The organism is Rhodopseudomonas telluris, from assembly GCF_042432815.1.
Taxonomy (GTDB): domain Bacteria; phylum Pseudomonadota; class Alphaproteobacteria; order Rhizobiales; family Xanthobacteraceae; genus Rhodopseudomonas; species Rhodopseudomonas telluris.
Genome location: NZ_JBHLWM010000008.1, coordinates 991,543 through 1,017,979, shown reverse-complemented (window position 1 = coordinate 1,017,979; position 26,437 = coordinate 991,543). Strand labels below are relative to the sequence as shown.

The 26,437-nt window shown below is 64.9% G+C and carries 23 protein-coding genes, 3 tRNA genes and 2 pseudogenes; 21 read left to right on the top strand and 7 right to left on the bottom strand.

Annotation, left to right across the window (positions count from 1 at the left end; all coding sequences use genetic code 11):
* Nucleotides 1-58: 58 nt before the first annotated feature.
* Entirely contained in the window at nt 59-1,468 is a 1,410-nt protein-coding gene (gene glnA / locus ACFFJ6_RS22205; protein ID WP_378391900.1) for a type I glutamate--ammonia ligase, read from the bottom strand.
* 90 nt (nt 1,469-1,558) lie between these two features.
* Nucleotides 1,559-1,897, bottom strand: a complete 339-nt coding sequence (locus ACFFJ6_RS22200; protein WP_022723564.1) for a P-II family nitrogen regulator — start codon at nt 1,895-1,897, stop codon at nt 1,559-1,561.
* 432 nt (nt 1,898-2,329) lie between these two features.
* Here ACFFJ6_RS22200 and ACFFJ6_RS22195 point away from each other — a divergent pair, with 432 nt between their 5' ends.
* The gene (locus tag ACFFJ6_RS22195) at nt 2,330-3,829 is read left to right on the top strand and encodes an NAD(P)H-hydrate dehydratase (protein WP_378391897.1); all 1,500 of its coding nucleotides are present in this window, start codon (nt 2,330-2,332) and stop codon (nt 3,827-3,829) included.
* A gap of 45 nt (nt 3,830-3,874) precedes the next feature.
* Here the strand turns inward: ACFFJ6_RS22195 and ACFFJ6_RS22190 are convergent, their stop codons facing one another.
* Nucleotides 3,875-5,188 (bottom strand): multicopper oxidase family protein, encoded by a 1,314-nt coding sequence (locus tag ACFFJ6_RS22190; protein ID WP_378391895.1) that lies wholly within the window; start codon nt 5,186-5,188, stop codon nt 3,875-3,877.
* Between the two features lie 149 nt (nt 5,189-5,337).
* Here ACFFJ6_RS22190 and ACFFJ6_RS22185 point away from each other — a divergent pair.
* The 8 genes from ACFFJ6_RS22185 (at nt 5,338) to ACFFJ6_RS22150 (ending at nt 13,404) form a co-directional block, all read left to right on the top strand.
* A tRNA-Leu gene (locus tag ACFFJ6_RS22185) sits at nt 5,338-5,422 on the top strand.
* 153 nt (nt 5,423-5,575) lie between these two features.
* Nucleotides 5,576-6,934 carry a trigger factor gene (tig, locus tag ACFFJ6_RS22180; RefSeq protein WP_378391892.1) on the top strand — a complete coding sequence of 453 codons (1,359 nt, stop codon included), beginning with the start codon at nt 5,576-5,578 and terminating at the stop codon, nt 6,932-6,934.
* Between the two features lie 318 nt (nt 6,935-7,252).
* Entirely contained in the window at nt 7,253-7,891 is a 639-nt protein-coding gene (locus ACFFJ6_RS22175) for an ATP-dependent Clp protease proteolytic subunit (RefSeq protein ID WP_378391890.1), read from the top strand.
* 381 nt (nt 7,892-8,272) lie between these two features.
* The gene (clpX, locus tag ACFFJ6_RS22170) at nt 8,273-9,547 is read left to right on the top strand and encodes an ATP-dependent Clp protease ATP-binding subunit ClpX (protein WP_378391888.1); all 1,275 of its coding nucleotides are present in this window, start codon (nt 8,273-8,275) and stop codon (nt 9,545-9,547) included.
* A 328-nt stretch (nt 9,548-9,875) separates the two neighbouring features.
* Complete coding sequence (gene lon, locus ACFFJ6_RS22165; protein ID WP_378391886.1) at nt 9,876-12,311, top strand: endopeptidase La; 2,436 nt, start codon at nt 9,876-9,878, stop codon at nt 12,309-12,311.
* Between the two features lie 110 nt (nt 12,312-12,421).
* On the top strand, nt 12,422-12,823 hold the full coding sequence (locus ACFFJ6_RS22160; RefSeq protein ID WP_378391884.1) for a GFA family protein: 402 nt from the start codon (nt 12,422-12,424) through the stop codon (nt 12,821-12,823).
* 102 nt (nt 12,824-12,925) lie between these two features.
* Nucleotides 12,926-13,002 (top strand) — tRNA-Val (locus ACFFJ6_RS22155).
* Nucleotides 13,003-13,116: 114 nt separating this feature from the next.
* Nucleotides 13,117-13,404 (top strand): hypothetical protein, encoded by a 288-nt coding sequence (locus ACFFJ6_RS22150; RefSeq protein ID WP_378391882.1) that lies wholly within the window; start codon nt 13,117-13,119, stop codon nt 13,402-13,404.
* Between the two features lie 10 nt (nt 13,405-13,414).
* Here ACFFJ6_RS22150 and ACFFJ6_RS22145 read toward each other — a convergent pair.
* The 3 genes and pseudogenes from ACFFJ6_RS22145 to ACFFJ6_RS22135 all read right to left on the bottom strand — a co-directional run.
* A pseudogene (locus ACFFJ6_RS22145) lies at nt 13,415-13,654 on the bottom strand (efflux RND transporter permease subunit); the annotation flags it as partial.
* Between the two features lie 123 nt (nt 13,655-13,777).
* The gene (gene pepT / locus ACFFJ6_RS22140; protein ID WP_378391880.1) at nt 13,778-15,043 is read right to left on the bottom strand and encodes a peptidase T; all 1,266 of its coding nucleotides are present in this window, start codon (nt 15,041-15,043) and stop codon (nt 13,778-13,780) included.
* Nucleotides 15,044-15,177: 134 nt separating this feature from the next.
* Nucleotides 15,178-15,492, bottom strand: a pseudogene (locus tag ACFFJ6_RS22135) (HU family DNA-binding protein); the annotation flags it as partial.
* 244 nt (nt 15,493-15,736) lie between these two features.
* Between ACFFJ6_RS22135 and ACFFJ6_RS22130 the strand changes: the two are divergent.
* A tRNA-Asp gene (locus ACFFJ6_RS22130) sits at nt 15,737-15,813 on the top strand.
* Between the two features lie 332 nt (nt 15,814-16,145).
* Here the strand turns inward: ACFFJ6_RS22130 and ACFFJ6_RS22125 are convergent.
* Nucleotides 16,146-16,340 carry a hypothetical protein gene (locus ACFFJ6_RS22125; RefSeq protein WP_378391877.1) on the bottom strand — a complete coding sequence of 65 codons (195 nt, stop codon included), beginning with the start codon at nt 16,338-16,340 and terminating at the stop codon, nt 16,146-16,148.
* A gap of 359 nt (nt 16,341-16,699) precedes the next feature.
* On the opposite strand from ACFFJ6_RS22125, the gene ACFFJ6_RS22120 reads away from it, so the two are divergent.
* The 11 genes from ACFFJ6_RS22120 to nuoI are packed head-to-tail and all read left to right on the top strand — an operon-like array spanning nt 16,700 to nt 26,433.
* Nucleotides 16,700-17,065 carry an NADH-quinone oxidoreductase subunit A gene (locus tag ACFFJ6_RS22120; RefSeq protein ID WP_378391875.1) on the top strand — a complete coding sequence of 122 codons (366 nt, stop codon included), beginning with the start codon at nt 16,700-16,702 and terminating at the stop codon, nt 17,063-17,065.
* Between the two features lie 11 nt (nt 17,066-17,076).
* On the top strand, nt 17,077-17,673 hold the full coding sequence (locus tag ACFFJ6_RS22115; protein WP_054160662.1) for a NuoB/complex I 20 kDa subunit family protein: 597 nt from the start codon (nt 17,077-17,079) through the stop codon (nt 17,671-17,673).
* 12 nt (nt 17,674-17,685) lie between these two features.
* Nucleotides 17,686-18,300, top strand: coding sequence for an NADH-quinone oxidoreductase subunit C (locus ACFFJ6_RS22110; RefSeq protein WP_378391873.1), 615 nt, complete (start codon nt 17,686-17,688; stop codon nt 18,298-18,300).
* A 42-nt stretch (nt 18,301-18,342) separates the two neighbouring features.
* A complete protein-coding gene (locus ACFFJ6_RS22105) occupies nt 18,343-19,548 on the top strand; it encodes an NADH-quinone oxidoreductase subunit D (RefSeq protein ID WP_378391871.1) in 1,206 nt (401 codons plus the stop codon).
* On the top strand, nt 19,545-20,513 hold the full coding sequence (locus tag ACFFJ6_RS22100; RefSeq protein WP_378391869.1) for an FkbM family methyltransferase: 969 nt from the start codon (nt 19,545-19,547) through the stop codon (nt 20,511-20,513). The genes ACFFJ6_RS22105 and ACFFJ6_RS22100 overlap by 4 nt, the downstream gene beginning before the upstream one ends.
* A 2-nt stretch (nt 20,514-20,515) precedes the next feature.
* On the top strand, nt 20,516-21,265 hold the full coding sequence (gene nuoE, locus ACFFJ6_RS22095) for an NADH-quinone oxidoreductase subunit NuoE (protein WP_378391867.1): 750 nt from the start codon (nt 20,516-20,518) through the stop codon (nt 21,263-21,265).
* The gene (locus ACFFJ6_RS22090; RefSeq protein ID WP_378392286.1) at nt 21,262-21,477 is read left to right on the top strand and encodes a hypothetical protein; all 216 of its coding nucleotides are present in this window, start codon (nt 21,262-21,264) and stop codon (nt 21,475-21,477) included. Before nuoE ends, ACFFJ6_RS22090 begins: the two co-directional genes overlap by 4 nt.
* 18 nt (nt 21,478-21,495) lie before the next feature.
* Entirely contained in the window at nt 21,496-22,821 is a 1,326-nt protein-coding gene (gene nuoF, locus ACFFJ6_RS22085) for an NADH-quinone oxidoreductase subunit NuoF (RefSeq protein WP_378391864.1), read from the top strand.
* A 5-nt stretch (nt 22,822-22,826) separates the two neighbouring features.
* Nucleotides 22,827-24,902, top strand: a complete 2,076-nt coding sequence (nuoG, locus tag ACFFJ6_RS22080) for an NADH-quinone oxidoreductase subunit NuoG (RefSeq protein ID WP_378391862.1) — start codon at nt 22,827-22,829, stop codon at nt 24,900-24,902.
* 9 nt (nt 24,903-24,911) lie between these two features.
* Complete coding sequence (gene nuoH, locus ACFFJ6_RS22075; RefSeq protein ID WP_378391860.1) at nt 24,912-25,937, top strand: NADH-quinone oxidoreductase subunit NuoH; 1,026 nt, start codon at nt 24,912-24,914, stop codon at nt 25,935-25,937.
* Between the two features lie 7 nt (nt 25,938-25,944).
* Nucleotides 25,945-26,433, top strand: a complete 489-nt coding sequence (gene nuoI, locus ACFFJ6_RS22070; protein ID WP_238737371.1) for an NADH-quinone oxidoreductase subunit NuoI — start codon at nt 25,945-25,947, stop codon at nt 26,431-26,433.
* The last annotated feature ends 4 nt before the right edge of the window (nt 26,434-26,437 follow it).

Below are 26,437 nucleotides of genomic sequence, written 5' to 3'. Positions count from 1 at the left end.
CGCTCCTTGCGGAGCGCCTTCGTTGTTCGGCACGAGCCGGGGTTAGCCGGCGCGCCGCTTAGTAAGAGTAGTACATCTCGAACTCGACCGGGTGCGGCGTCATTTCGAAGCGCGCGACGTCGGCCATCTTCAGTTCGATATAGGCGTCGATGAAGTCGTCGTCGAACACGCCGCCGGCCTTGAGGAAGGCGCGGTCCTTGTCGAGGTTCTCGAGCGCCTCGCGGAGCGAGCCGCAGACGGTCGGGATCTGCTTCAGCTCTTCCTTCGGCAGGTCGTAGAGGTCCTTGTCCATCGCCGGACCCGGATCGATCTTGTTCTTGATGCCGTCGAGGCCGGCCATCAGCATCGCCGCGAAGGCGAGGTAGGGGTTGGCCATCGGGTCCGGGAAGCGGACTTCGACGCGCTTGGCCTTCGGCGAGGTGGTATACGGGATGCGGCACGAGGCCGAGCGGTTACGGGCCGAATAGGCCAGCAGCACCGGCGCCTCATAGCCCGGGACCAGACGCTTGTAGGAGTTGGTCGACGGGTTGGTGAAGGCGTTGATCGCCTTGGCGTGGGTGATGATGCCGCCGATGTAGTGCAGGCAGGTTTCCGACAGGTCGGCATACTTGTTGCCGGCGAAGGTCGGCTTGCCGTCCTTCCAGATCGACTGGTGCACGTGCATGCCCGAGCCGTTGTCGCCGAACACCGGCTTCGGCATGAAGGTCGCGGTCTTGCCGTAGATGTGGGCGACCTGATGGATGCAGTACTTATAGATCTGCATCTGGTCGGCCATGTGGGTCAGGGTGTCGAACTTCATGCCGAGCTCGTGCTGGGCCGAAGCGACTTCGTGATGGTGCTTCTCGACCTTGACGCCCATGCGGGCCATCGCGCCGAGCATTTCCGAGCGCATGTCCTGCACCGAGTCCTGCGGCGGAACCGGGAAGTAGCCGGCCTTGGTGCGGATGCGGTGACCGAGGTTGCCGCCTTCATACTCGGTGTCCGAGTTGGTCGGCAGTTCCGAGGAGTCGAGCTTGAAGCCGGTGTTGTACGGGTTCGCCGAATAGCGCACGTCGTCGAACACGAAGAATTCGGCTTCCGGGCCGACATACACGGTGTCGCCCACGCCCAGCGCCTTGACCTGGGCCTCGGCCTTCTTGGCGATGCCGCGCGGGTCGCGGTTATAGGGTTCGCCGGTCGACGGCTCGAGAATGTCGCAAGTGATGACCATGGTGGTCTCTGCGAAGAACGGATCGATCGTCGCAGTGGACGGATCCGGCATCAGCGTCATGTCGGACTCGTTGATCGCCTTCCAGCCCGCGATCGAGGAACCGTCGAACATCGTGCCTTCGCTGAAGATCTCTTCGTCGATCATCGAGACGTCGAAGGTGACGTGCTGCCACTTGCCGCGCGGATCGGTGAAACGCAGGTCGACGTATTTCACGTCGTTGTCCTTGATGGATTTCAGGACTTCTTTGGCGGTGGTCATGAGTACCCCTTGTGCTACGGGTCGTCGTGAAACGGCGGCCCAAAAGGGCCGCCAGGTGATGCGGTCAATGGAGGGTGATAGGCCGGGTGGTCAGATCGCGTCCAGTCCGGATTCGCCCGTTCGGATGCGAACGGCTTCTTCAATGTTTGAAACAAAGATTTTGCCGTCGCCAATGCGGCCGGTCTGGGCGGCGCGGCGGATCGCATCGATCGCTTTCTCGACCAGATCATCGGCAATCACGATCTCGATTTTCACCTTGGGCAGAAAGTCCACGATGTATTCCGCGCCGCGATACAGTTCCGCGTGACCCTTCTGCCGGCCGAAGCCCTTGGCCTCGGTCACGGTGATGCCCTGCAATCCGACTTCCTGAAGCGCTTCCTTGACCTCGTCGAGCTTGAACGGCTTGATGATGGCTTCGATCTTCTTCACTTAGACTCTCCCCGGACTTCCCACGTCGTGAGATTGCACGCCTTGAGACGGCAACTCTATGCCAGATTGCGCGGCGCTGCGCAGTGGATCGATAACACCGCGGGCCGATCGGGCAAGCAGCTCCGTCCGTGGTCAGGGCAGGGCCCGGAGCCGGAGACGGTCGCGCGCTGACCCCGCCAGGATCGGCGAGCGCGAGGGATCGAAACATGGCTTCCGTAAAAGCAGGGTCCATGCCAAGTTGCCGGGATGGCTGATTGTAGAGCATTATCAGATTATTAAGTCCGCGTCGGCGTAGACTTTGGTGGCTCCGGACGAGCAGGTCTGATTAATCTGAGTGCGCGCAGCCTATTTTGCAGGCAGTCAGAGGGCCTGAAAAGCCGAGGAAATAGCTTTTACTGCCTGCGTGTAAGGCGAGAGTGCCGGGAATTGGGCATGGAATTACTGACGCCCGCTGAAATGGACCGCGCGGACCTGCTGACGATCTCCGGCGGGTCGTCCGGCTTCGCGTTGATGCTGCACGCCGGCCGGCATGTGGCGCAGGCCGCGATCGATCTGGCGGACAGCGGACCGATCCTGGTGATCGCCGGGCCGGGCAATAATGGAGGCGACGGCCTGATCGCCGCGACCGAGCTTGTGGCACTCGGCCGCACCGTCCATGTGATGCTGCTCGGCGATCGCGAGGCGCTCAAGGGCGACGCCGCCCTGGCGGCGCGGGAGTGGAAGGGGCCGCTGCTGCCGTTCCTGACCCAGTCGATCGGGACGCCGGCCTTGATCATCGATGCGCTGTTCGGGTCCGGATTGAACCGGCCGGTGAAAGACCAGGCGCTGGAGATGATCGAGGCGGTCAATGCCAGCGGCGTGCCGGTGCTGGCGGTCGATCTGCCGAGCGGCATCAACGGCGCGACCGGTGCGGTGCTCGGCGCCGCCATCAAGGCGCGCGAGACCGTCACTTTCTTCCGCCGCAAGCCGGGACATCTGCTGGTGCCGGGCCGGCTGTATTGCGGCAAGCTGCGCGTCGTCGATATCGGCATCGACCCGGCGGTGCTGGACGAGATCCGGCCGCAGGCCTTCGAGAACGATCCGGACCTGTGGCGCGAGCATTTTCCGGTACCGCGCGCGGACGGGCACAAATACGGTCGCGGCCACGCCGTGGTCATATCCGGTGAGTTGTATCAGACCGGCGCAGCGCGGCTGGCCGCGCGCGGCGCGCTTCGGGCCGGCGCCGGGCTGGTGACGCTGGCCTCGCCGCGCGAGGCGCTGGCGGTCAATGCGGGAGCGCTGACGGCGGTCATGGTGCGGGCGATCGATACGCCCGACGAACTGGCCGGCATGTTGACCGACCGCCGCTTCAACGCGGTCGGGGTCGGGCCGGGGGCCGGTGTCGATGACCGCACGAGAGGCAACGTGTTGGCGGCGCTCGCCGCCGGTGCCGGGACCGTGCTGGATGCCGACGCCCTGACGGTGTTTGCCGGCGGCCCGGAGACGTTGTTCGAGGCGATCAAATCCGGTTCCAATCCACAGGTTGTCCTGACCCCGCATGAGGGCGAATTTCCGCGCTTGTTCAGTGATATGAGCAACAAAAATCCACTTCGATCAAAACTCGAACGCGTGCGTGTAGCCGCGCAGCGTTCGGGGGCCGTAGTGCTGCTCAAGGGACCGGACACGGTGGTAGCGTCGCCGGACGGTCGCGCCGCGATCGCCTTCAACGCGCCGCCCTGGCTGGCGACCGCCGGCGCCGGCGACGTGCTGACCGGCATCATCACCGGGCTGCTGGCGCAGCGCGTGCCGGCCTTCGAAGCGGCCTGCATCGGCGTGTGGATGCACGGCGAGGCGGCGTGCGAGGCCGGTCCGGGCCTGATCGCCGAGGACCTGACCGAGACGATGCCGGCGGTCACCCGGCGGATCTATGACGAGCTCGGTGTCGAGTATTGACGGTGTCGTAAAGTTCCAGAATCGCTTGAGCTTGGAACTTGAATCTCAGGTGATGAGATAACTGCGGACCAGTCGCGGCGCCGACCATTTCGCGGCGAACGTGCCCATCAGCCACAGGCCCGGATGCTCGGCTGCGAAGGCGATGCGCTGGGTCTGGCCGGCGTCGATGGCCAGCGTGTCGAGCCAGAACGGCTTCCAGCCGTCGTCGAGCCGGTCCAGCAGCCGGAAATGATGGCCGTGGAGATGGAAGACCACCGGCTGGGTGGCGCGATTGGTCAGCGCCAGCACCACGGTGCGGCCGCGCTTGGCCTGGAAGGCCGGGCCGGAGGCGGGCGCGAATTTGTCCGGCGCGAACCAGTCGAGTTGTCCCGACGTCAGCGCGCCGAGCGGCAGGTCGACTCGCAGGGCCGAGCCGAGCGGGAGTTGGGCCGGCAGGCCGTTATCGGGCAGGGTGGCTGGCGTCGGCAGTGGCGCAGCGCGCAGCGGGGACTCGGATGAGGTGACAAGCCGGCCGAGCGGGGTGGGTTTGCCGCCATCGAGCAGGGTGACGGCGGAAGAGGAGCCGGGCGGGCGCGTGGCGTCGATCAGCGCATCGACGCGGCCGCCGGGCGCCAGCACCAGTGCGCCGCCACGGGCCAGGAAGGGCTCGGCCGGCTGGCCATCGAGGCCAATCACGCGGACGTCGTAGTCGTCGATTCTGACAGCGATCACATTGCGCTGGCAACCATTGATGAAGCGCAGCCTGAACCGGCCATTGGCGCGCAGCGGGACGTCGGCGCTGGGTTTGCCGTTGATGGTGTAGAGCCACGGCGCATCGCCGGCGTCGGTGCCGGGCGCGAGCGGCTCGCCGTTCGGCCCGAGCCGGGCGTCCTCGATCAGCACCACCTCGTCGCCGTCGACCTGCAACGGCTTGTCGTCCTGCACCACCAGTGGCAGCACCGGCATCGGCGCGCCGTCAGTGCCGAGCCGCAGGTCGGCGAGCAGCGTGCCGGCGGAGCGCAGCGTCACCGTGAACTCGTCCTTGCCGCCGGGAGGGACCGCCCGGCGTGTCACCAACGGCTCGGCCGCGGCGGCGCCGTCGAGGCCGCGAAACGTCAGCAGCGCAGGCTGTTGCAGGGCGTTCTCGAAGCGAACCGTGAGCTCGTCGCCGCGCTGTAGCGCCGCCTTGTCGGCCCACAGCAGCGCCGGGCGGGCGACAGGCTCGGCGCCGGCCTTGAGCACGACGGGCTCGGACGCCGCGCGCAGCGTCAGCGTCTTGCGGGCGGCGCTGGCGGGCCGCGGCAGCGCACTGGCCAGGCTCAGTCCGCCGAGACCGGCGAGCAGGGTGCGGCGCGAGACAAAATCGGGAGCTTGCGTCATCGGGCAATGCGGACCACGTCCGCTCCGCGCTGTCCACTGCGGCAGCCGGACGCGGCATGATGCAACTGCGGGTTTTTCTTGATGCGCGACCTATTTGTCATGTTATAAGCCCGCCGCCCGCGGCATCGCGGCCGGACATGATGCTCTTCGCGGGCGTGGCGGAATTGGTAGACGCGCTGGATTTAGGTTCCAGTGACGAAAGTTGTGGGGGTTCGAGTCCCTCCGCCCGCACCACGCAAGTGCTCTTGCTCATGACGAATTTCCGGCGAGTCGGGTCCGTCTGGACACGCGCTCGCCAAACCACCGGTGCAGGCTGCCGCCGCGCATCCCAACACTCGACACCTCCAGCCGTGCGGCTGGATCACACGGAAGAAGAAGATCGACGCCATGCAGGTCAAGGAAACCGTCGCCGACGGGTTGAAGCGCGAATTCCAGGTCAGTGTCCCGGCTGCGGATATCGACGCGCAAGTCGATGCTCGGCTGGTCGACCTGAAGGACAAGGTGAAGCTCAACGGCTTCCGCCCCGGCAAGGTGCCGGTGAGCCACCTCAAGCGCGTCTATGGCCGTTCGGTCGCCGCCGAGACCATCGACAAGCTGGTGCGCGAGACCAATGACGGCATCTTCGCCGAGCGTGGCTTCCGCCTCGCCACCGAGCCGAAGATCACGATGCCGCAGGACCAGAAAGAGGTCGAGGATATCCTCGCCGGCAAGTCCGACCTGAACTACACCGTTGCGATCGAGGTCGTGCCGACCTTTGAACTCGCCGACTTCAAGAGCTTCTCGGTCGAGAAGCCGGTGGTCGAGGTCAGCGATTCCGACGTCGATGACGCGATCAAGCGCATCGCCGACGCCAACCGTGCGTACAGCGACAAGGGCGAGGGCGCCAAGGCCGAGACCGGCGACCGCGTCACCGTGTCGTTCGTCGGCAAGATCGACGACGTCGCCTTCGACGGCGGCACCGGCTCGGACATCCCGGTGGTGATCGGCTCGGGCAGCTTCATTCCGGGCTTCGAGGACCAGCTCGTCGGCATCGCCCAGGGCGAGACCCGCACCATCAAGGTGACGTTCCCGGCCAATTACGCGAGCGAAACGCTGGCCGGAAAGCCGGCCGAGTTCGAGACCACGGCGACCAAGGTCGAGGCTCCGCAGGAGACCACGATCGACGACGAGTTCGCCAAGACGCTCGGCATGGAATCGCTCGAGAAGCTGAAGGAAGCCGCCAAGGCCCGTCTTGCCGCCGAGTACGCCGGCGCGTCGCGGATGCGGGTGAAGCGTCAGCTGCTCGACCGGCTCGACGAGACCCACAAGTTCGAAGCCCCGCCGTCGCTGGTGGAGCAGGAATTCGCCGTGATGTGGCAGTCGATCAACGCCGAGATGCAGCAGAACGGCAAGACCTTCGCCGACGAGGAGACCACTGAGGAAGCGGCGCGCGAGGAATATCGCAAGATCGCCGACCGCCGCGTTCGCCTCGGCCTAGTGCTCTCCGAGATCGGCGAGAAGAACAAGATCCAGGTGACCGACGACGAGGTCAGCCGCGCCGTGATCGAGCGCGCCCGGCAGATGCCCGGCCGCGAGAAGGAAGTCTGGGACTTCTATCGCAGCAACAACGAGGCGCTGGCCCAGCTCCGCGCTCCGATCTACGAAGACAAGGTGGTCGATTACATCCTCGAGCTCGCCAATGTGACCGACAAGCCGGTCACCCGCGAGGAGCTCTACAAGGACGACGACGACAAGACCGCGGCCTGATCGGTCAGCATTCCCACCGGCTCCAGCGGCCGTCGCGACACACGTCGCGGCGGCCGTTTCGCGTCATGGCCCTGTTAACGATGCGAGGCGAAACCGCTGCGATTCGGCGGCAAAAACCGCCCGGCGGTTTTGCCGTAGGCCTCCGAATCAGTATCAACTCGGCTCAGAAACGGGGCTCACCCTTGTCGCCGCGCAATCGGCCCATATCTGAGCACTCGCTTTCACGTCCTGCATCACGGGACGATCGCCGCGGCGAAGCCGGTCTGAACCGGCCTTGAGGCTCGCGCGCTGTCGTCTTCGACAACCCTCAGGTGAATTATGCGCGATCCGTTGGAAACCTACATGAACCTCGTGCCGATGGTGGTCGAGCAGACCAACCGCGGCGAACGGGCCTACGACATCTTCTCGCGCCTCCTGAAAGAGCGGATCATCTTCGTGACCGGCCCGGTCGAAGACGGCATGTCGACGCTGATCGTGGCGCAGCTGCTGTTCCTGGAAGCCGAGAATCCGAAGAAGGAAATCTCGATGTACATCAACTCGCCGGGCGGCGTGGTGACGTCGGGCCTGGCGATCTACGACACCATGCAGTTCATCCGCCCGCCGGTCTCGACGCTGTGCACCGGCCAGGCAGCCTCGATGGGCTCGCTGCTGCTCGCCGCCGGCCACAAGGACATGCGCTTCTCGCTGCCGAACGCCCGCATCATGGTGCACCAGCCCTCGGGCGGCTTCCAGGGCCAAGCCACCGACATCATGCTGCACGCGCAGGAGATTTTGAACCTGAAGAAGCGGCTGAACGAGATCTACGTTCACCACACCGGCCAGACCTACAAGGCGATCGAGGACGCGCTGGAACGTGACAAGTTCCTGACCGCCGAGATGGCGCGCGATTTCGGTATCGTCGACAAGGTGATCGACAAGCGGGCCGAGGAGGCCACGACGGCCGTCAAGGCGACCTGATCGGCCAATCAGGGCAGGGACCTCGTGATTGCCCCAAGCCGCGGACCGGATGTTCCGGTTTCGTGCCGGCCTCCGTGGCAATCCCGCAACTCTGCCCTGTTTTCAGGATGCAGGCTCGCGCAACCGCCGCAAATCACGCTATTGTCACGCGCTCCGGCTCGGGGCGCGGTTAGTGAAATCTTGATAGACGGCTGACAGCATGGTTGGCTGAACCTGATCGACGAAAGTGTTTGGGGGATTCGAAGCGGCCGTGATTGGTGCGGCCACAGAAGTGCGGGGGGCCTTTTCTGGTACGGAATTTGCTCCATTTATACCGGGTCTGTCGGGTCCAACCGGTAGACGCGGATGCCAGAGAAGACCGAACCGCGGACGGAGAACGAAATGAGTAAGGTCGGTACGAGCGACTCCAAGAACACCCTGTACTGCTCGTTCTGCGGAAAGAGCCAGCACGAGGTCCGCAAGCTGATCGCCGGCCCCACGGTATTCATCTGTGATGAGTGCGTGGAACTGTGCATGGACATCATCCGCGAAGAGAACAAATCCTCGCTGGTGAAGTCGCGCGACGGCATCCCGACCCCGAAGGAAATCTGCAAGGTCCTCGATGACTACGTCATCGGCCAGAACCATGCGAAGAAGGTGCTCTCGGTTGCGGTCCACAATCACTACAAGCGGCTGAACCACCAGACCAAGCACAACGACGTCGAGCTGGCGAAGTCGAACATCCTGCTGATCGGTCCGACCGGCTCGGGCAAGACGCTGCTGGCGCAGACGCTGGCGCGGATCCTCGACGTGCCGTTCACGATGGCGGATGCGACGACGCTGACCGAGGCCGGCTATGTCGGCGAGGACGTCGAGAACATCATCCTGAAGCTGCTGCAGGCTGCCGACTACAATGTCGAGCGGGCGCAGCGCGGCATCGTGTACATCGACGAAATCGACAAGATCAGTCGCAAGTCGGACAATCCCTCGATCACCCGCGACGTGTCGGGCGAGGGCGTCCAGCAGGCGCTGCTCAAGATCATGGAAGGCACCGTCGCGTCGGTCCCGCCGCAGGGCGGCCGCAAGCATCCGCAGCAGGAGTTCCTGCAGGTCGACACCACGAACATCCTGTTCATCTGCGGTGGCGCCTTCGCGGGTCTCGAGAAGATCATCTCGTCGCGCGGCCGGACCACCTCGATCGGCTTCGCCGCGCAGGTGCTCGCGCCGGAAGATCGCCGGACCGGTGAGATCTTCCGTCACGTCGAGCCCGAGGATCTGCTGAAGTACGGCCTGATTCCAGAATTCGTCGGTCGTCTGCCCGTCGTGGCGACGCTGGAGGATCTGGACGAGACCTCGCTGAAGAAGATCCTGACCGACCCGAAGAACGCGCTGGTGAAGCAGTATCAGCGTCTGTTCGAGATGGAGAACATCGAGCTCACCTTCGCCGACGAGGCGCTGGGCGCGGTGGCTCGCAAGGCGATCGAGCGCAAGACCGGCGCCCGCGGCCTGCGGTCCATCCTCGAGAGCATCCTGCTCGAGACGATGTTCGACCTGCCGGGCCTCGAAGGCGTCGAGGAGGTCGTGATCTCCCGCGAGGTCGTCGATGGCACGGCGCGGCCGCTCTACATCTACGCCGACCGCACCGACCGTGCGGCCGAGAGCAGCGCCAGCGCATGACGACCTGCCGTCGCACGGAATTCTCCGCGCGATACGGCCAAGACATTCGGGCTGCCGGGACCTCCCGGCAGCCCGTTTTCGTCTCGCATGATGCCGCGCGCTCTGTGCGGTTATGCCCGACAAACCGGGGCTTTCTCCGCGACTTGACACCCCCCCGGGTGATAGCCACCTAATGGTCACGGCGATGACAAGCGTTATCAGGATTCGCCTTCAAATCCGGACGAGTGGGGCCTGAGCCGGCCGTAACGCGCCGGTACACTCGGCACCTTGTGGTGGCCGCGCCGGGGGGCGGGCCACGGGCAAGGGGGCACAACGAAAGGAACGGGCCATGACCGCCACCAAACCCAGGCCGACGATCGTTTACGGCGAAAGCCACGCCTATCCAGTTCTTCCGCTGCGCGACATCGTCGTCTTCCCGCACATGATCGTGCCGCTGTTCGTCGGCCGCGAGAAGTCGATCCGCGCCCTCGAAGAGGTGATGAAGAACGACGCGCTGATCATGCTGGCGACGCAGAAGAATGCGTCCGACGATGATCCGGCGCCGGGCTCGATCTACGAGATCGGCACTCTCGCCAGCGTGCTGCAATTGCTGAAGCTGCCCGACGGCACCGTGAAGGTGCTGGTGGAAGGCCTCGCGCGCGCCAAAGTCGAGAACTACACCGATCGCACCGAGTACTACGAAGCCACTGCCAAGTCGCTCGCCGACACCGATGCGACCAGCGTCGAGGCGGAAGCGCTGGCGCGCTCGGTCGTGTCGGATTTCGAGAGCTACGTGAAGCTCAACAAGAAGATCTCGGCCGAAGTCGTCGGCGTGGTGCAGTCGATCACCGACTTCGCCAAGCTGGGCGACACCGTGGCCTCGCATCTCGCCGTCAAGATCGCGGATCGCCAGGGCATCCTGGAGACGCTGTCGGTCACCGCGCGCCTGGAGAAGGTGCTCGGCCTGATGGAGAGCGAGATCTCGGTGCTGCAGGTCGAGAAGCGCATCCGCTCGCGCGTCAAGCGCCAGATGGAGAAGACCCAGCGCGAGTACTATCTCAACGAGCAGATGAAGGCGATTCAGAAGGAACTCGGCGACGACGAGGGCCGGGACGAACTCGCCGAGCTCGAGGAGAAGATCGCCAAGACCAAGCTGACCAAGGAAGCACGCGAGAAGGCGCAGCACGAGCTGAAGAAGCTGCGCCAGATGTCGCCGATGTCCGCGGAAGCCACGGTGGTGCGCAATTATCTCGACTGGCTGCTGTCGATCCCGTGGAACAAGAAGTCCAAGGTGAAGAAGGATCTGGAGTCGGCGCAGGCCGTGCTGGATTCCGATCACTACGGTCTCGAGAAGGTCAAGGAGCGCATCGTCGAGTATCTCGCCGTGCAGTCTCGCGCCAACAAGCTGTCGGGCCCGATCCTGTGCCTCGTCGGCCCGCCCGGCGTCGGCAAGACCTCGCTCGGCAAGTCGATCGCGAAGGCGACCGGACGCGAGTTCGTGCGCGTGTCGCTCGGCGGCGTGCGTGACGAAGCCGAGATCCGCGGTCACCGCAGGACCTACATCGGTTCGATGCCCGGCAAGATCATCCAGTCGATGAGAAAGGCCAAGACCTCGAACCCGCTGTTCCTGCTGGACGAGATCGACAAGATGGGCGCCGATTTCCGCGGCGATCCGTCATCGGCTCTGCTCGAGGTCCTCGACCCCGAACAGAACGCGACGTTCAACGACCACTATCTCGAGGTGGACTACGATCTGTCCAACGTGATGTTCATCACCACGGCGAACACCCTGAATATCCCGGGGCCGCTGATGGACCGCATGGAGATCATCCGGATCGCGGGTTACACCGAGAACGAGAAGGTCGAGATCGCCCGCAAGCATCTGATCCCGCTGGCGCTCACCAAGCACGGGCTGGATTCGAAGGAGTGGTCGATCGACGACGCAGCGTTGCTGCTGATGATCCGCCGCTACACGCGTGAAGCCGGCGTGCGTAATCTCGAACGTGAGATTTCGACGCTCGCCCGCAAGGCGGTCAAGGACCTGATGCTGTCGAAGAAGAAGACGGTGAAGGTCAACGAGAAGGCGATCGAGGAATATCTCGGCGTGCCGAAGTTCCGCTTCGGCGAGATCGAGAAGGACGATCAGGTCGGTGTCGTCACCGGTCTGGCGTGGACCGACGTCGGCGGCGAGCTGCTGACGATCGAAAGCGTGATGATGCCGGGCAAGGGTCGCATGACGGTGACCGGCAATCTGCGCGACGTGATGAAGGAATCGATCCAGGCGGCGGCGTCCTACGTCCGCTCCCGGGCGATCACCTTCGGGATCGAGCCGCCGTTCTTCGAGCGGCGCGACATCCACGTCCACGTGCCCGAGGGGGCGACCCCGAAGGATGGTCCGTCGGCCGGCGTCGCGATGGCCACCACCATCGTGTCGGTGCTGACCGGCATTCCGATCCGGCGCGATATCGCGATGACCGGCGAGATCACGCTGCGCGGCAGGGTTCTGCCGATCGGCGGTCTGAAGGAGAAGTTGTTGGCTGCGGCCCGCGGCGGCATCAAGACGGTGCTGATCCCCGAGGACAACGCCAAGGACCTGACCGAGATCTCGGACGCGATCAAGGGTGGTTTGAACATCATCCCGGTCGCCCGGATGGACGAAGTGATCGCCAACGCGCTGACCCGCGCGCCGGTGCCGATCGTCTGGGAAGAAGAGCCCGCCAAGCTCACCGGCAAGCCGGAGAGCCAGGACGGCGACGAAGCCCCCGGCGGTCTCACTGCCCACTGAGCGGTCCCGGCATAATCACGCAATCAGCGGCGCCCTGCGGGGCGCCGTTTTGCGTTTGGTGACACCCGCTGCTCCGGGGCGCATCATCGTCCAAGACAAGGAGAAGCCCGATGCAGATTGATGGCCAATGTCATTGCGGGCGCATCAGCTACGTCGCGACCATCGACCCGCAGCGGGTCGGCATCTGTCACTGCACGGATTGCCAGACCTTCAGCAGTTCGGCGTTTCGGGTCAGCGTGCGCGCTAACCGCGCGGATGCGCGCATCGCCGGCACACCCAAGATCTACGCGAAGACTGCGGACAGCGGCACTGTCCGGCTGCAGCACTTCTGTCCGGATTGCGGGACCTCGCTGTTCACCAGCGGCGCCGAGTCGGATGCCGGCGATCTCGTGATCCGCTGGGGCAGCATTCGTCAGCGCGCCGAATTGCCGCCGGCGCGGCAGATCTGGTGCCAGTCGGCGCTGCCTTGGCTCGGCCGGCTCGAGCAATTGCCGGGCAATCCGGCGAGCTAGGATCGACCTCTGAAGGACGGGCGATCGGGTCCCTCTGCAGTCGCTCGGCGCGGCGGTCAATGGCTTGCGTCGCCGACGCTGTCGGCAGTAAACAAGCCGGGCGGGCGGCTAGCTCAGCTGGTTAGAGCATCTCGTTTACACCGAGAGGGTCGGGAGTTCGAATCTCTCGCCGCCCACCACGCGTTTCCCCTGTGTTGGATACCATTGACGCTCGAGCCGCGGTCCATCGCCCGATACGATTGGTGCCGGGCGTGTACGGTGTTATGCAGACGCATTCCTGGTGGGAGGACCGCATGAGAATAGCCTGCGCCATCGTGATCCTCGCCTTGCTGGGCGGGGCCGCGCACGCTCAATCGGCTGCTCCGGTGCAGAAGTATGGGGATCCTGACAAGGAAAAAACCCAGACCGAGATCGAGGCCGAGAAGCAGGCGGAGCGTGCCTATAAGCGGTCGCTCGGCAACGTTCCGAACGCCACCGGCCCGGTCGATCCGTGGGGCGGCGTTCGCAGCGACAGCACTCAGAAGACCGTAGCCAAGCCGGCCCCGGCGAAGCGCACCAAACCGGCGACGCCGGCGAACTGAAGCGGCGGCGTCAGTCCGCTTTGGTCTCGGCTGCGGCAGGACGGGCCGCGCCGAGCCGCTCCAGCACGGTGAAGAACGCCGGCACGAACAGGACGGCGAGGCCCGTGGAAGCCAGCATGCCGGTGACCACGGCGATGCCGAGCGAGGTGCGGGCACCGGCCCCTGCGCCCGACGCGAAGGCCAGCGGCAGCATGCCGAAGATGAAGGCGAACGACGTCATCAGGATCGGCCGGAATCGCAGCCGTGCGGCAGCGCCCGAGGGAGCTCGGCCGTCTCATCATTTCGCCGCGGGAGGGGCTGAAAGCAGCGGCCTCGATTCGTGGCGGACGCCGAAGGAGCCGAGGCAGATTGAGGCTGACGGCTCGGCTTGCCGTTACGCCCGCTCTTCGAAAATCATCGCCAGATGCACGATCGTGCGCACCGCGGCTTCCATGTCCTGGCGGCTGACCCATTCGAGTCGGGAGTGGAAGGCGTGCTCGCCGGCGAAGATGTTGGGGCAGGGCAGCCCCATGAACGACAGCCGCGAACCGTCGGTGCCGCCGCGAATCGCGGTGGTGACCGGCTCGAGGCCGGCCCGGCGAATCGCGTCGCGGGCGTTGGTGACCAGCTCGGGATGGCGGTCGAGCACCTGCTTCATGTTGCGGTACTGCTGCTTGATCTCGACCACGGCGGTGGAGTGCGGGTAGCCGCGCATCACCTCATCGACGATTCGCTGCAGCAGCGCTTCCTTCTCCTGCAGGCCAGCTTCGGTGAAGTCGCGGACGATCAGGGTCAGCGTGGCCTGTTCGAGCGTGCCGGTGATGCCGATCGGGTGCAGGAAGCCTTCGCGGCCTTCGGTCGTCTCCGGCGAGCAGGTGTCCTTGGGCAGCCGCTCAACGATCGCGGCGGCGATCTTGATGGCATGCTCGATCTTGCCCTTGGCGAAGCCCGGATGGGCGCTGACGCCGGTGATGGTGACGACCGCGCCATCGGCCGAGAAGGTCTCGTCCTCGATGTTGCCGGCGGTCTCGCCGTCCATCGTGTAGGCGAAGTCGGCGCCGAGCTTGGTCAGATCGACTTTATCGACGCCGCGGCCGATCTCTTCGTCCGGCGTGAACAGGATCTTGAGCGTGCCGTGCTTGATCTCGGGATGCGCGATCAGGAACGCTGCGGCGTCCATGATCTCGGCGAGTCCCGCCTTGTTGTCGGCGCCGAGCAGGGTGGTGCCGTCGGTGGTGATGATATCGTGGCCGATCTGCTGGGCCAGCGCCGGATGCTCGGCGAATCGGATGACCTGGCTCGGATCCGCCGGCAGGACGATGTCGCCGCCCTGATAGTTCTTCACGATCTGAGGCTTGACGCCTTCGCCTGAACAATCGGGCGAGGTGTCCATATGCGAGCAGAAGCAGATCACCGGGACATTCGGCTTGTCGGTGGTCGCCGGGATCGTCGCATAGACGTAACCGTGCGTGTCGAGATGCGCGTCGGCGAGGCCGAGGTTACGCAGCTCCTGCGCCAGCAGGGCGCCGAGATTCTTCTGCTTCTCAGTCGAGGGGCAGGTGGGAGAGGCGGGATCGGACTGGGTATCGATCGTGACGTAGCGCAGGAAGCGCTCTGCGACGCCGTGGCTGAAGGCGATGCTGTCGCGTGAATTGCTCACGGCCTGGTCACTCTGGACGCACTTCCCTGGGATCGCAGACGTTCAAACGTCCGAAGGATCGGACCGTTCGGGGGACGCGACCCCGGGCTACTGCAGAGCAGCTGGCCGGGATCGCGAATGTCGAATCGAAAGCCTTAGATGGCTTCCTTGAGTTCCTTGGCGGCGCGGAACGCGACCTTCTTGCTGGCCTTGATCTGGATGGTTTCGCCGGTGGCCGGGTTACGGCCGGTGCGGGCGGCGCGCTTGCGGACCTGGAGGATGCCGAGGCCGACGATGCGGATACGCTCGCCCTTCTTCAGGTGCTTGGTGATGCGGGCGACCATGTCGCCGAGGATCGCTTCGGTCTGCTTCTTCGACAGCTCGTGCTCCTCGGCCAGCGCCGCGGCGAGATGCTTCAGGGTGACGGTCGTGGGGGTCGCGGCTTTCGCGACTGCTTTCTTCGCCATATTTAGCCCTCCGGGGTTTGTTGCGGCTTAGGAAACTAAGACGTAGCAGGCCTTAAACGATTCGGGTGGCGCCTGCATACGCTGTTTCCCCTGAAAACAGTGCATTTTTCGCATCGGCTGTTCAAAAAGCACCGAAAGCAAAGGACAACCACGATGCCGCACACGCTAACCCACAACCTCTGCGTAATCGGCTTGACTTGCCGATGAGGCCCCGGTAGATCGACCGCCTGCGCGGGACGCAAACCACGCGGGAGTAGCTCAGTTGGTTAGAGCGCCGGCCTGTCACGCCGGAGGTCGCGGGTTCGAGCCCCGTCTCTCGCGCCATTTAGCCTCGTTAGATCAGGCGTTTGGCGAGACCCGCAGAATTCCCATCAAATCGGTGTTCGATACGCTCTGAGCCGAGCTCACGCATGCGCGTGGTGACGACGTCGATGCACGCAGCCGGCTTCAGCGCGCGGCGTGCGATCGTCTGGTTTCGTCGTTCGGACTTGATTCAGCACGTTGCCAAGAAATTGGGGATCGCCATTCCGCAGGAGTCTGAGCGCGCCTGCACGGGGCGGGTGAGGCTGCGGGCCGCTCGCGCAACAAAAAGGCCGCCCGTGGGGCGGCCGCCGTCAACGCTCTGTGAGGGATGATGCGCAGAGGCTTCGCTGCGCCTATCTCACCGTCGAGGATTCGGAGCTGGTGACCGTGATCTGCTTGGTGGCTTTCACCACGTGGGCCGTCTGACTGTAGTCGGCTCCGACGCGCGCCGAAATTCCGAGCGCCGCCACCGCAATGCCGGCAACCAGAGCCACCACGACGATCTTCAGGTGGGTCGCGCGATCCGCTGAATGAATTGAATGATTCATCTGCCGCCTCCGCGAAGAGCTTGCTGCTGCTTCGACGTTCGGACTCTTAGGCGGCGTGTGTTTCAGGATAGTTTCGCCGGGCCGGGAAATGGTTTCGTCGGCTTCGGGTATGGTTTCCGACTGGTATACGACCCGCCGGATCGCTCCGCCCAGCAGCGTGGCGGGAAGGTCGCTTTGAAGGTGTGAACTGCGATTTGAGCATGTGTCCGGGAGAACCCATGTCTTGTCCGGATAGGCCGTTACCTCGTTGTCAACACAGCTTGTCTTGCGCCCCCTGTTGCACTGCGCTAAGCGGAGGTAGAACAATTCAAATGCAAACGAGTCTGCGGCGGTGCACAACCGCGGGATAGGGAACGGTAATGAGCGGCATTCTGCCGAGTTATCTGCCAATCGTCGTGTTTATTGTGGTTGCGGCTGGTCTGAGCTTTGTGCTCTTGGTGGCGCCATTCGCCGTCGCCTATCAGCAGCCAGATCCGGAAAAACTCTCAGCTTATGAATGCGGGTTCAACGCTTTCGGCGATGCTCGCATGAAGTTCGATGTGAGGTTCTATCTGGTCGCGATCCTCTTCATCATCTTCGATCTCGAGGTCGCGTTCCTGTTTCCCTGGGCGGTCGCTTTCGGGAAGCTTGGCGTGACCGGGTTCTGGTCCATGATGGTGTTTCTCGGCGTGCTGACTGTCGGCTTCGCGTATGAGTGGAAGAAGGGTGCGCTCGAATGGGATTGAGTCCAGCCTCGATGCAGCAGACGCCGTCGGCCACTCCGGTCGGTGCTCAGCCGCTGATCGCGCCGGCGCCGCGCGGCATCATCGATCCGAACACCGGCAAGCCGATCGGTGCCGATGACCCGTTCTTCCAGAACGTCAATCGCGAGCTGTCCGACAAGGGCTTCTTCGTTGCCGCGACCGATGACCTGATCACCTGGGCGCGCACCGGCTCGCTGATGTGGATGACGTTCGGTCTCGCCTGCTGCGCGGTCGAGATGATGCAGCTGTCGATGCCGCGCTACGACGCCGAGCGTTTCGGCTTCGCGCCACGTGCGTCGCCGCGCCAGTCCGACGTGATGATCGTCGCGGGCACGCTGACCAACAAGATGGCCCCCGCGCTCCGCAAGGTCTACGACCAGATGCCGGAGCCGCGTTACGTCATCTCGATGGGCTCGTGCGCCAACGGCGGCGGCTACTATCACTATTCCTACGCGGTCGTCCGCGGCTGCGATCGCGTGGTCCCGGTCGACATCTACGTGCCGGGCTGCCCGCCCACCGCTGAAGCTCTGCTGTACGGCATGCTGCTGCTGCAGAAGAAGATTCGCCGGACCGGAACGATCGAACGCTAAGAAGGCTGCTTCATGGACGACAACGGGCTCGACACCCTTGGTCAGACGATCGTGGCCGCCTTGCCGGGCGCCGCGATCGGTCACTCGGTCGCGCATGGCCAGCTCGAGATTGCGATCGATCCGCTGAAGGTGGTGGATGTCGTGCGGGTGCTGCGCGACGATCCTCGCTTCCGGTTCATCAGCGTCATCGACGTCACAGCGGTGGACTATCCGGGTCGCGAGCTGCGGTTCGACATGGTGTACCACTTCCTGTCGCCGACGCTGAACGAGCGGGTCCGTCTGGTCGGGCAGGTCGGCGAGACCACCATGGTGCCGTCGATCATCAGCGAGTTTCCGGGCGCCGACTGGTTCGAGCGCGAGGTGTACGACCTCTACGGAATCGTCATCACCGGTCATCCGGACATGCGCCGGATTCTCACCGACTACGGCTTCGACGGCCATCCGCTGCGCAAGGACTTTCCGCTCAGCGGCTTCGTCGAGGTTCGCTACGACGACGACCAGAAGCGGGTGGTGTACGAGCCGGTGCGGCTCAACCAGGAATTCCGCAAATTCGATTTCCTCTCGCCCTGGGAAGGCGCGGACTATCCGGTCCTCCCGGGAGACGAGAAGGCGGGAGTGAAGCCTTGATCGCTCGTTCCTCATCGTTCGCAGACGCGCGGAGCTCGTGCCATGGCTGACGCTGCTACCGAGTCCGCTGGTCTCCGCAACTTCACGATCAATTTCGGTCCGCAGCATCCGGCGGCGCACGGCGTGCTGCGCCTGGTGCTGGAGCTCGACGGCGAGGTGGTCGAGCGCGTCGATCCGCATATCGGCCTGCTGCATCGCGGCACCGAGAAGCTGATCGAGGCCAAGACCTATCTGCAGGCGATCCCGTATTTCGATCGGCTCGACTACGTCGCGCCGATGAATCAGGAGCACGCCTTCTGTCTGGCGACCGAGAAGCTGCTCGGCATCGAAGTGCCGCGCCGCGCGCAGCTGATCCGCGTCTTGTACTGCGAGATCGGCCGCATCCTGTCGCACATGCTCAACGTCACCACGCAGGCGATGGACGTCGGCGCGCTGACCCCGCCGCTGTGGGGCTTCGAAGAGCGCGAAAAGCTGATGATGTTCTACGAGCGCGTCTCCGGCAGCCGCATGCACGCGGCGTATTTCCGCGTCGGCGGCGTGCATCAGGACATGCCGAAGCAGCTGGTCGACGACATCGACGTCTGGTGCGACAACTTCGTGCAGACCGTCGACGATCTCGAAACTTTGCTGACCAACAACCGCATCTTCAAGCAGCGCAACGTCGACATCGGCGTGATCTCGCTCGACGACGCCTGGAAGTGGGGCTTCTCCGGCGTGATGGTGCGCGGCTCGGGCGCCGCCTGGGACCTGCGCAAGGCGCAGCCCTACGAGTGCTACGCCGAGATGGAATTCGACGTTCCGATCGGCAAGAACGGCGACTGCTACGACCGCTACTGCATCCGCGTCGAAGAGATGCGCCAGTCGGTCAAGATCATGAAGCAGTGCATCGCCAAGCTGCGCGCGCCGGACGGGCAGGGGCGCGTGGCCGTCGACGACAACAAGATCTTCCCGCCGCGCCGCGCCGAGATGAAGCGCTCGATGGAATCGCTGATCCATCACTTCAAGCTCTACACCGAAGGCTTCCATGTTCCGGCCGGTCAGGTCTATGTCGGCGTCGAGGCGCCGAAGGGCGAGTTCGGCGTTTTCCTGGTCTCGGACGGCACCAACAAGCCGTACAAGTGCAAGGTGCGCGCGCCGGGCTTCGCGCATCTTCAGGCGATGGACTACATGAACCGCGGTCATCTGCTCGCGGACGTGTCGGCCATCCTCGGTTCGCTCGACATCGTGTTCGGAGAGGTCGATCGGTGATCGCACCTGCGCCCATCCAGTTTGACCGCGCGACCGGCGCTCTCGAGGGGGCGACCGCCCTCGAGCGCATGGCCGCGTGCGCGCTGGTGATGGGCGCCCGCGTTTCGTCGTCGTTCTCGTATCGCGGCTACAACGCCGCGGCGAATTTGATGCGCAAGGCGCTGCCGGAGCGCGATATCGCGATCAAGCTCAACCCCGACGCCACCTTCGTGTTCCCTTACGGCGACGGCTACTGGAGCAAGCTGCTCGAGCGTTCATACCGCTACGAGATCGAGCTCGACCTTTTGTTCGCCCATTCGGCCGACGTCGATTATACATTCGTCGATTGTGGGGCGAATTACGGCTACTGGTCGGTGCTGGTGTCGAGCCGCCCGTTCGGCGCGCATCGGACGCTCGCGATCGAGCCGTCGCGCGCCAATTTCGCCCGGCTGGCGAACAACGCCGCGGTCAACGGCGATCGTTTCAAAACGATGCAATGCGCGATCGGCTCGGCGCGCGGCACCGCGCGGCTGTCGGGCACCAAGCACGAAGCGCTCAGCATCGTCGGCAACGACGATGTGGGTGAAGAAGTGCCGGTGATCCGCCTCGACGATCTGATCGACGAAGGCCAGCTCGCGATCGACGGCAAGTATCTGGTGAAGCTCGACGTCGAGGGCGTGGAGATCGACGCGATCCGCGGCGGCGAACGGCTGCTGCAGGCGGACACCGCGATCCTCTGCGAAGAACACGGCAGCGACCGCGCCCACACCGTGTCGCGCTTCATCCTCGAACACACGCCGCTGAAGCTGGTGGTGTACGACCCCGGCAGCAACCAGTTCGAGGCCGTGGTGGACCTCGCGATCCTCGACCGGATCAAGGTCGCATCGAATGTCGGCTACAACGTCGTCGGAACCGCGAGCGCGTTCTGGCAGGCCCGAATTGAAAACCTGAATGCGAGCGCGGCCAAACGCGCAATGAGAAACTGATCATGTCCGTCCGTCGTCTGGCTCCGAAAGAGCAGCAACCCGCCAGCTTCGCCTTTACCGAGGACAACCTCGCGTGGGCGCAGCGCGAAATCGGCAAGTATCCGCCCGGCCGCCAATTCTCGGCGGTGATCGCCATCATGTGGCGGGCGCAGGAGCAGAGCGGCGGCTGGCTGCCCGAAGCCGCCATCCGCGTGATCGCCGACATGATCGAGATGCCGTACATCCGCGCGCTCGAAGTCGCGACCTTCTACACGATGTTTCAGCTCAATCCGGTCGGAAAGAAGGCGCACGTCCAGGTCTGCGGCACCACGCCCTGCATGCTGCGCGGCGCCGGCGAACTGATCGAAGTCTGCAAGAACCGCATCCACCACGATCCCTTCCATTTGTCGCCCGACGGTGACTTCTCGTGGGAAGAGGTCGAGTGCGCCGGCGCCTGCGTGAACGCGCCGATGGTGCAGATCTGGAAGGACACCTACGAGGATCTGACGCCGGAACTGCTGAACAAGGTGATCGACGGCTTCGCGGCCGGCAATCCGCCGAAGCCGGGTCCGCAGAACGGCCGTCAATACGCGGCGCCGAGCACCGGCCCGACCACGCTGAAGAGCGGCGGCATCAACGTCGATTCTCATGAAAACGCCGGCCCGGCGCTGACCGACGCCGAGCCGAAGCGGGCCGGCGAGGCCGCCAACGTGCAGGAACGTCCCGCGCCGAAGGCGCCGGCCGCCGACGCCTCCGAAAAGAACCCGCCATGATCGCGCCGATGGGAGCCGGCCGGGACAGGGCCGTGGGGATCGTACCGATGAGCAAGCCGCTCTACATCGCGATGCACGCCGTCGTCGCGGCCGTCTTCATCTTCGTGCTGCAGCGCTACGCGCTGAGCGCGACATTCGAGTCGAGCCTGATCTGGGCGATCACCTTCGGGGGATGCGCCGCTGGGCTCGCTTACATGCAATCGAATCGCTGACAGGGAACGTCGCAAGCCATGCTCGACGACAAGGACCGCATCTTCCGGAACCTGTACGGCCTCGATGATTGGGGCCTCAAGGGCGCACGCCGTCGCGGGCAGTGGGAAGGCACCAAGGCGATCATCGACAAGGGTCGCGACTGGATCATCAACGAGATGAAGGCGTCGGGCCTGCGTGGCCGCGGCGGCGCCGGCTTCCCGACCGGCCTCAAGTGGTCCTTCATGCCGAAGGACAATGCCGACGGCCGGCCGAGCTACCTCGTCGTCAACGCCGACGAGTCCGAGCCGGGCACCTGTAAAGACCGCGAGATCATGCGGCACGATCCGCACACGCTGGTCGAAGGCTGCCTGATCGCCGGCTGCGCGATGGGCGCCCACACCGGCTACATCTACGTGCGTGGCGAATTCATCCGCGAGCGCGAGCATCTCCAGGCGGCGATCGATCAGGCCTACGAGGCCAAGCTGATCGGCAAGGACAACGTTCACGGCTATCCGTTCGACCTGTACGTCGCACACGGCGCCGGAGCCTATATCTGCGGCGAGGAAACCGCGCTGCTCGAGAGCCTCGAGGGCAAGAAGGGCCAGCCGCGGCTGAAGCCGCCGTTCCCGGCCAACGTCGGCCTCTACGGCTGCCCGACCACGGTCAACAACGTCGAGTCGATCGCGGTGGCGCCGGACATCCTGCGCCGCGGTGCGTCGTGGTTCTCGTCGATCGGCCGGCCCAACAACGTCGGCACCAAGCTTTACGGCATCTCCGGCCACGTCAACACGCCGTGCGTCGTCGAAGAGGCGATGGGCATCCCGTTCCGCGAGCTGATCGAGAAACACGGCGGCGGCATCCGCGGCGGCTGGGACAATCTCTTGGCGATCATCCCCGGCGGCGCGTCGTGCCCGCTGATCCCGGCCGAGGACTGTCAGGACCTCATCATGGACTTCGACGGCACCCGCGCGGTGAAGTCGAGCTTCGGCACCGCCGGCGTCATCGTCATGGACAAGTCCACCGACGTGGTCGCCGCGATCGCCCGCATCAGCTACTTCTTCAAGCATGAGAGCTGCGGTCAGTGCACGCCGTGCCGCGAGGGCACCGGCTGGATGTGGCGCGTGCTCAGCCGCATGGTCGAGGGCCGCGCCCACAAGCGCGAGATCGACATGCTGCTCGAAGTGACCAAGCAGGTCGAAGGTCACACCATCTGTGCGCTCGGCGACGCCGCGGCCTGGCCGATCCAGGGCCTGATCCGCGCCTTCCGTCCGGAGATCGAGCGCCGCATCGACGATTTCTCGCGCAAGGCCACGCTCGACGACCAGGGCGTGCTCGATCCGGCGCATATGGTGGCGGCGGAGTAACAGCCATGATCAAGATCATCGTCGACGGCAAGGAAGTCGAGGTTCCGCCGGAATACACGCTGCTGCAGGCCTGCGAGTCGGCCGGCGCCGAGATTCCGCGGTTCTGTTATCACGAGCGGCTGTCGATCGCCGGCAACTGCCGGATGTGCCTGGTCGAGCTGAAGGGCACGCCGAAGCCGGTCGCGAGCTGCGCCTGGGGCGTGCGCGACTGCCGCCCGGGTCCGAACGGCGAGCCGCCGGAGATCAACACCAAGTCTCCGATGGTGAAGAAGGCCCGCGAGGGCGTGATGGAGTTCCTGCTGATCAACCATCCGCTCGACTGCCCGATCTGCGATCAGGGCGGCGAGTGCGACCTGCAGGATCAGGCGATGGGCTACGGTGTCGATACCAGCCGCTTCGCCGAGAACAAGCGCGCCGTCGAGGACAAGTATCTCGGCGTGCTGGTCAAGACCTCGATGAACCGCTGCATTCAGTGCACCCGCTGCGTGCGTTTCGCCGCCGAAGTCTGCGGCGTGCCGGAGATGGGCGCGATCGGTCGCGGCGAGGACATGGAGATCACCTCCTATCTCGAAAGCGCGCTGACCTCGGAGCTGCAGGGCAACCTGGTCGATATCTGCCCGGTGGGCGCGCTGACGTCGAAGCCTTACGCCTTCGCGGCGCGGCCCTGGGAGCTCGGCAAGACCCAGTCGGTCGACGTCATGGACGGCGTCGGCTCGGCGATCCGCGTCGATACCCGCGGCCGCGAAGTGATGCGCATCCTGCCGCGCGTCAACGAGGCGATCAACGAGGAGTGGATCTCCGACAAGACCCGCCACGTCGTCGATGGCCTGCGTACCCAGCGGCTCGACCAGCCTTACGTCCGCGACGGCGGCAAGCTGCGTCCGGCGAGCTGGCCGGAAGCGTTCGGCCTGATCAAGGCGAAGGTCGCTAGCGCCGATGCCAAGAAGATCGGCGCGATCGCCGGCGATCTCGCCGCGGTCGAGGAGATGTTCGCGCTCAAGCAGCTGCTGGCCCAGCTCGGCTCGTCCAACGTCGCGGCCGAGAGCGTCGCGGCGTTCAACCCGAAGGCGGGCAGGGCGTCGTACATCTTCAACCCGAGCATCGCCGGCATCGAACAGGCCGACGCGCTGCTGATCATCGGCTCCAATCCGCGCAAGGAAGCGTCGATCCTCAACGCGCGCATCCGCAAGCGCTGGCGGACGGGTCAGCTGGCGATCGGCGTGATCGGCGAGCAGGCCGACCTGACCTATTCGTACGACTATCTCGGCGCTGGCGCCGACACGCTGGCGGATCTGGCGGCCGGCAAGCACTCCTTCGCCGAGACGCTGAAGAACGCCAAGAACCCGATCGTGCTGATCGGCGCCGCGGCAACGTCACGGCGTGACGGTGCGGCGCTGCTGGCGGCGGCCGCCAAGCTCGCGGCCGACATCGGCGCGGTCAAGGACGGCTGGAACGGCTTCGCCGTGCTGCATCCGGCTGCCTCCAGCGTCGGCGCGCTCGACATCGGCTTCGTGCCGGGCGAGGGCGGCAAAGACCTGGCGCAGATGACCACGCAAGGGGCGATGGACGTCGTGTTCGCGCTCGGGGCCGACGAGACGAAGCTGCCGGACGGCGCGTTCGTCGTCTATATCGGCACCCATGGCGATCGCGGCGCACACCGCGCCGACGTGATCCTGCCGGGCGCGGCCTACACCGAGAAGTCGGGCATCTACGTCAACACCGAGGGTCGGGTGCAGATCGCCAACCGCGCATCGTTCCCGCCGGGTGACGCGCGCGAGGACTGGGCGATCATCCGCGCGCTGTCGGAAGCGCTCGGCGCCAAGCTGCCCTACGACTCGCTCGCGGCGCTGCGCAAGGCGATCTTCGCCGCCGTGCCGCACCTGATGCGGGTCGACCAGATCGAGGCCGGCGATGCCGGCGCTGTGCGCACGCTGGCCGCCGCGGGCGGCAGCATCGACAAGGCGCCGCTCAAGCCGGCGATTGCGGATTACTTCATGACCAACCCGATCGCGCGGGCCTCCGCGGTGATGGCGGAATGCTCCCGTCTCGCCTCCGGCCAGATGCTGACGGCGGCGGAATAGGCTGGACCGATGGCTGACTTCTTCATGACCAACCTGTGGCCGCTGCTCATCGTGATCGGCCAGAGCGTGTTGCTGCTGGTCATCCTGCTGATCTCGATCGCCTACATCCTGCTCGCCGACCGCAAGATCTGGGCGGCGGTGCAGATCCGGCGCGGCCCGAACGTGGTCGGCCCCTGGGGCCTGCTGCAATCCTTCGCCGACTTGTTGAAGTTCGTGCTGAAGGAGCCGACGGTTCCGGACAGCGCCAACAAGGGCGTGTTCCTGCTGGCGCCGCTGGTCACCTGCGTGCTGGCGCTGTCGGCCTGGGCCGTCATCCCGGTCAACGCCGGCTGGGTGATCGCCGACATCAATGTCGGTGTGCTGTTCATCCTCGCGGTGTCGTCGCTGTCGGTCTACGGCATCATCATGGCCGGCTGGTCGTCGAACTCGAAGTACCCGTTCCTGGCGGCGCTGCGCTCCGCCGCGCAGATGGTGTCGTACGAGGTTTCGATCGGCTTCGTGGTGATCTGCGTGCTGCTGTGCGTCGGGTCGCTGAACCTGACGGCCGTGGTCGAGGCGCAGAACTCGAAGTGGGGCATGCTCGGCTGGTACTGGCTGCCGCTGTTCCCGATGTTCGTGGTGTTCTACGTGTCGGCGCTGGCCGAAACCAACCGCCCGCCATTCGACCTCGTCGAAGCGGAGTCGGAACTGGTCGCCGGCTTCATGGTCGAATACTCGTCGACGCCGTATCTGCTGTTCATGCTCGGCGAATACGTCGCGATCGTCACGATGTGCGCGATGGGCACGATCCTGTTCCTGGGCGGCTGGCTGCCGCCGGTGCCTTACGCGCCGTTCACCTGGGTGCCGGGCATCGTCTGGTTCGCGCTCAAAGTCCTGTTCATGTTCTTCCTGTTCGCGATGGCGAAGGCAATCGTGCCGCGCTACCGCTACGACCAACTGATGCGGCTCGGCTGGAAGGTGTTCCTGCCGCTGTCGCTGGCGATGGTGGTGATCGTCGCCGCCGTCCTGCAATTTGGCGGGCTCGCGCCGAAATGAGGCCCTGATGAATATCAACGCAACCGCGCGCTCGCTGCTGCTGACGGAATTCGTATCGGCGTTCTTCCTCGCCATGCGCTATTTCTTCAAGCCGAAGCCGACGATCAATTATCCTTTCGAGAAGAACCCGATCTCGCCCCGCTTCCGCGGCGAGCACGCGCTGCGCCGTTATCCCAACGGCGAAGAGCGCTGCATCGCCTGCAAGCTGTGCGAGGCGGTCTGCCCGGCGCAGGCGATCACCATCGAGGCCGGCCCGCGGCGCAACGACGGCACCCGCCGCACGGTGCGCTACGACATCGACATGGTGAAGTGCATCTATTGCGGTCTCTGCCAGGAAGCGTGCCCGGTCGACGCCATCGTCGAGGGGCCGAACTTCGAGTTCTCCACGGAGACCCGCGAAGAGCTGTACTACGACAAGGCCAGGCTGCTCGCGAACGGTGATCGCTGGGAGCGTGAGATCGCCAAGTCCATCGAACTCGACGCGCCGTACCGGTGAGCTG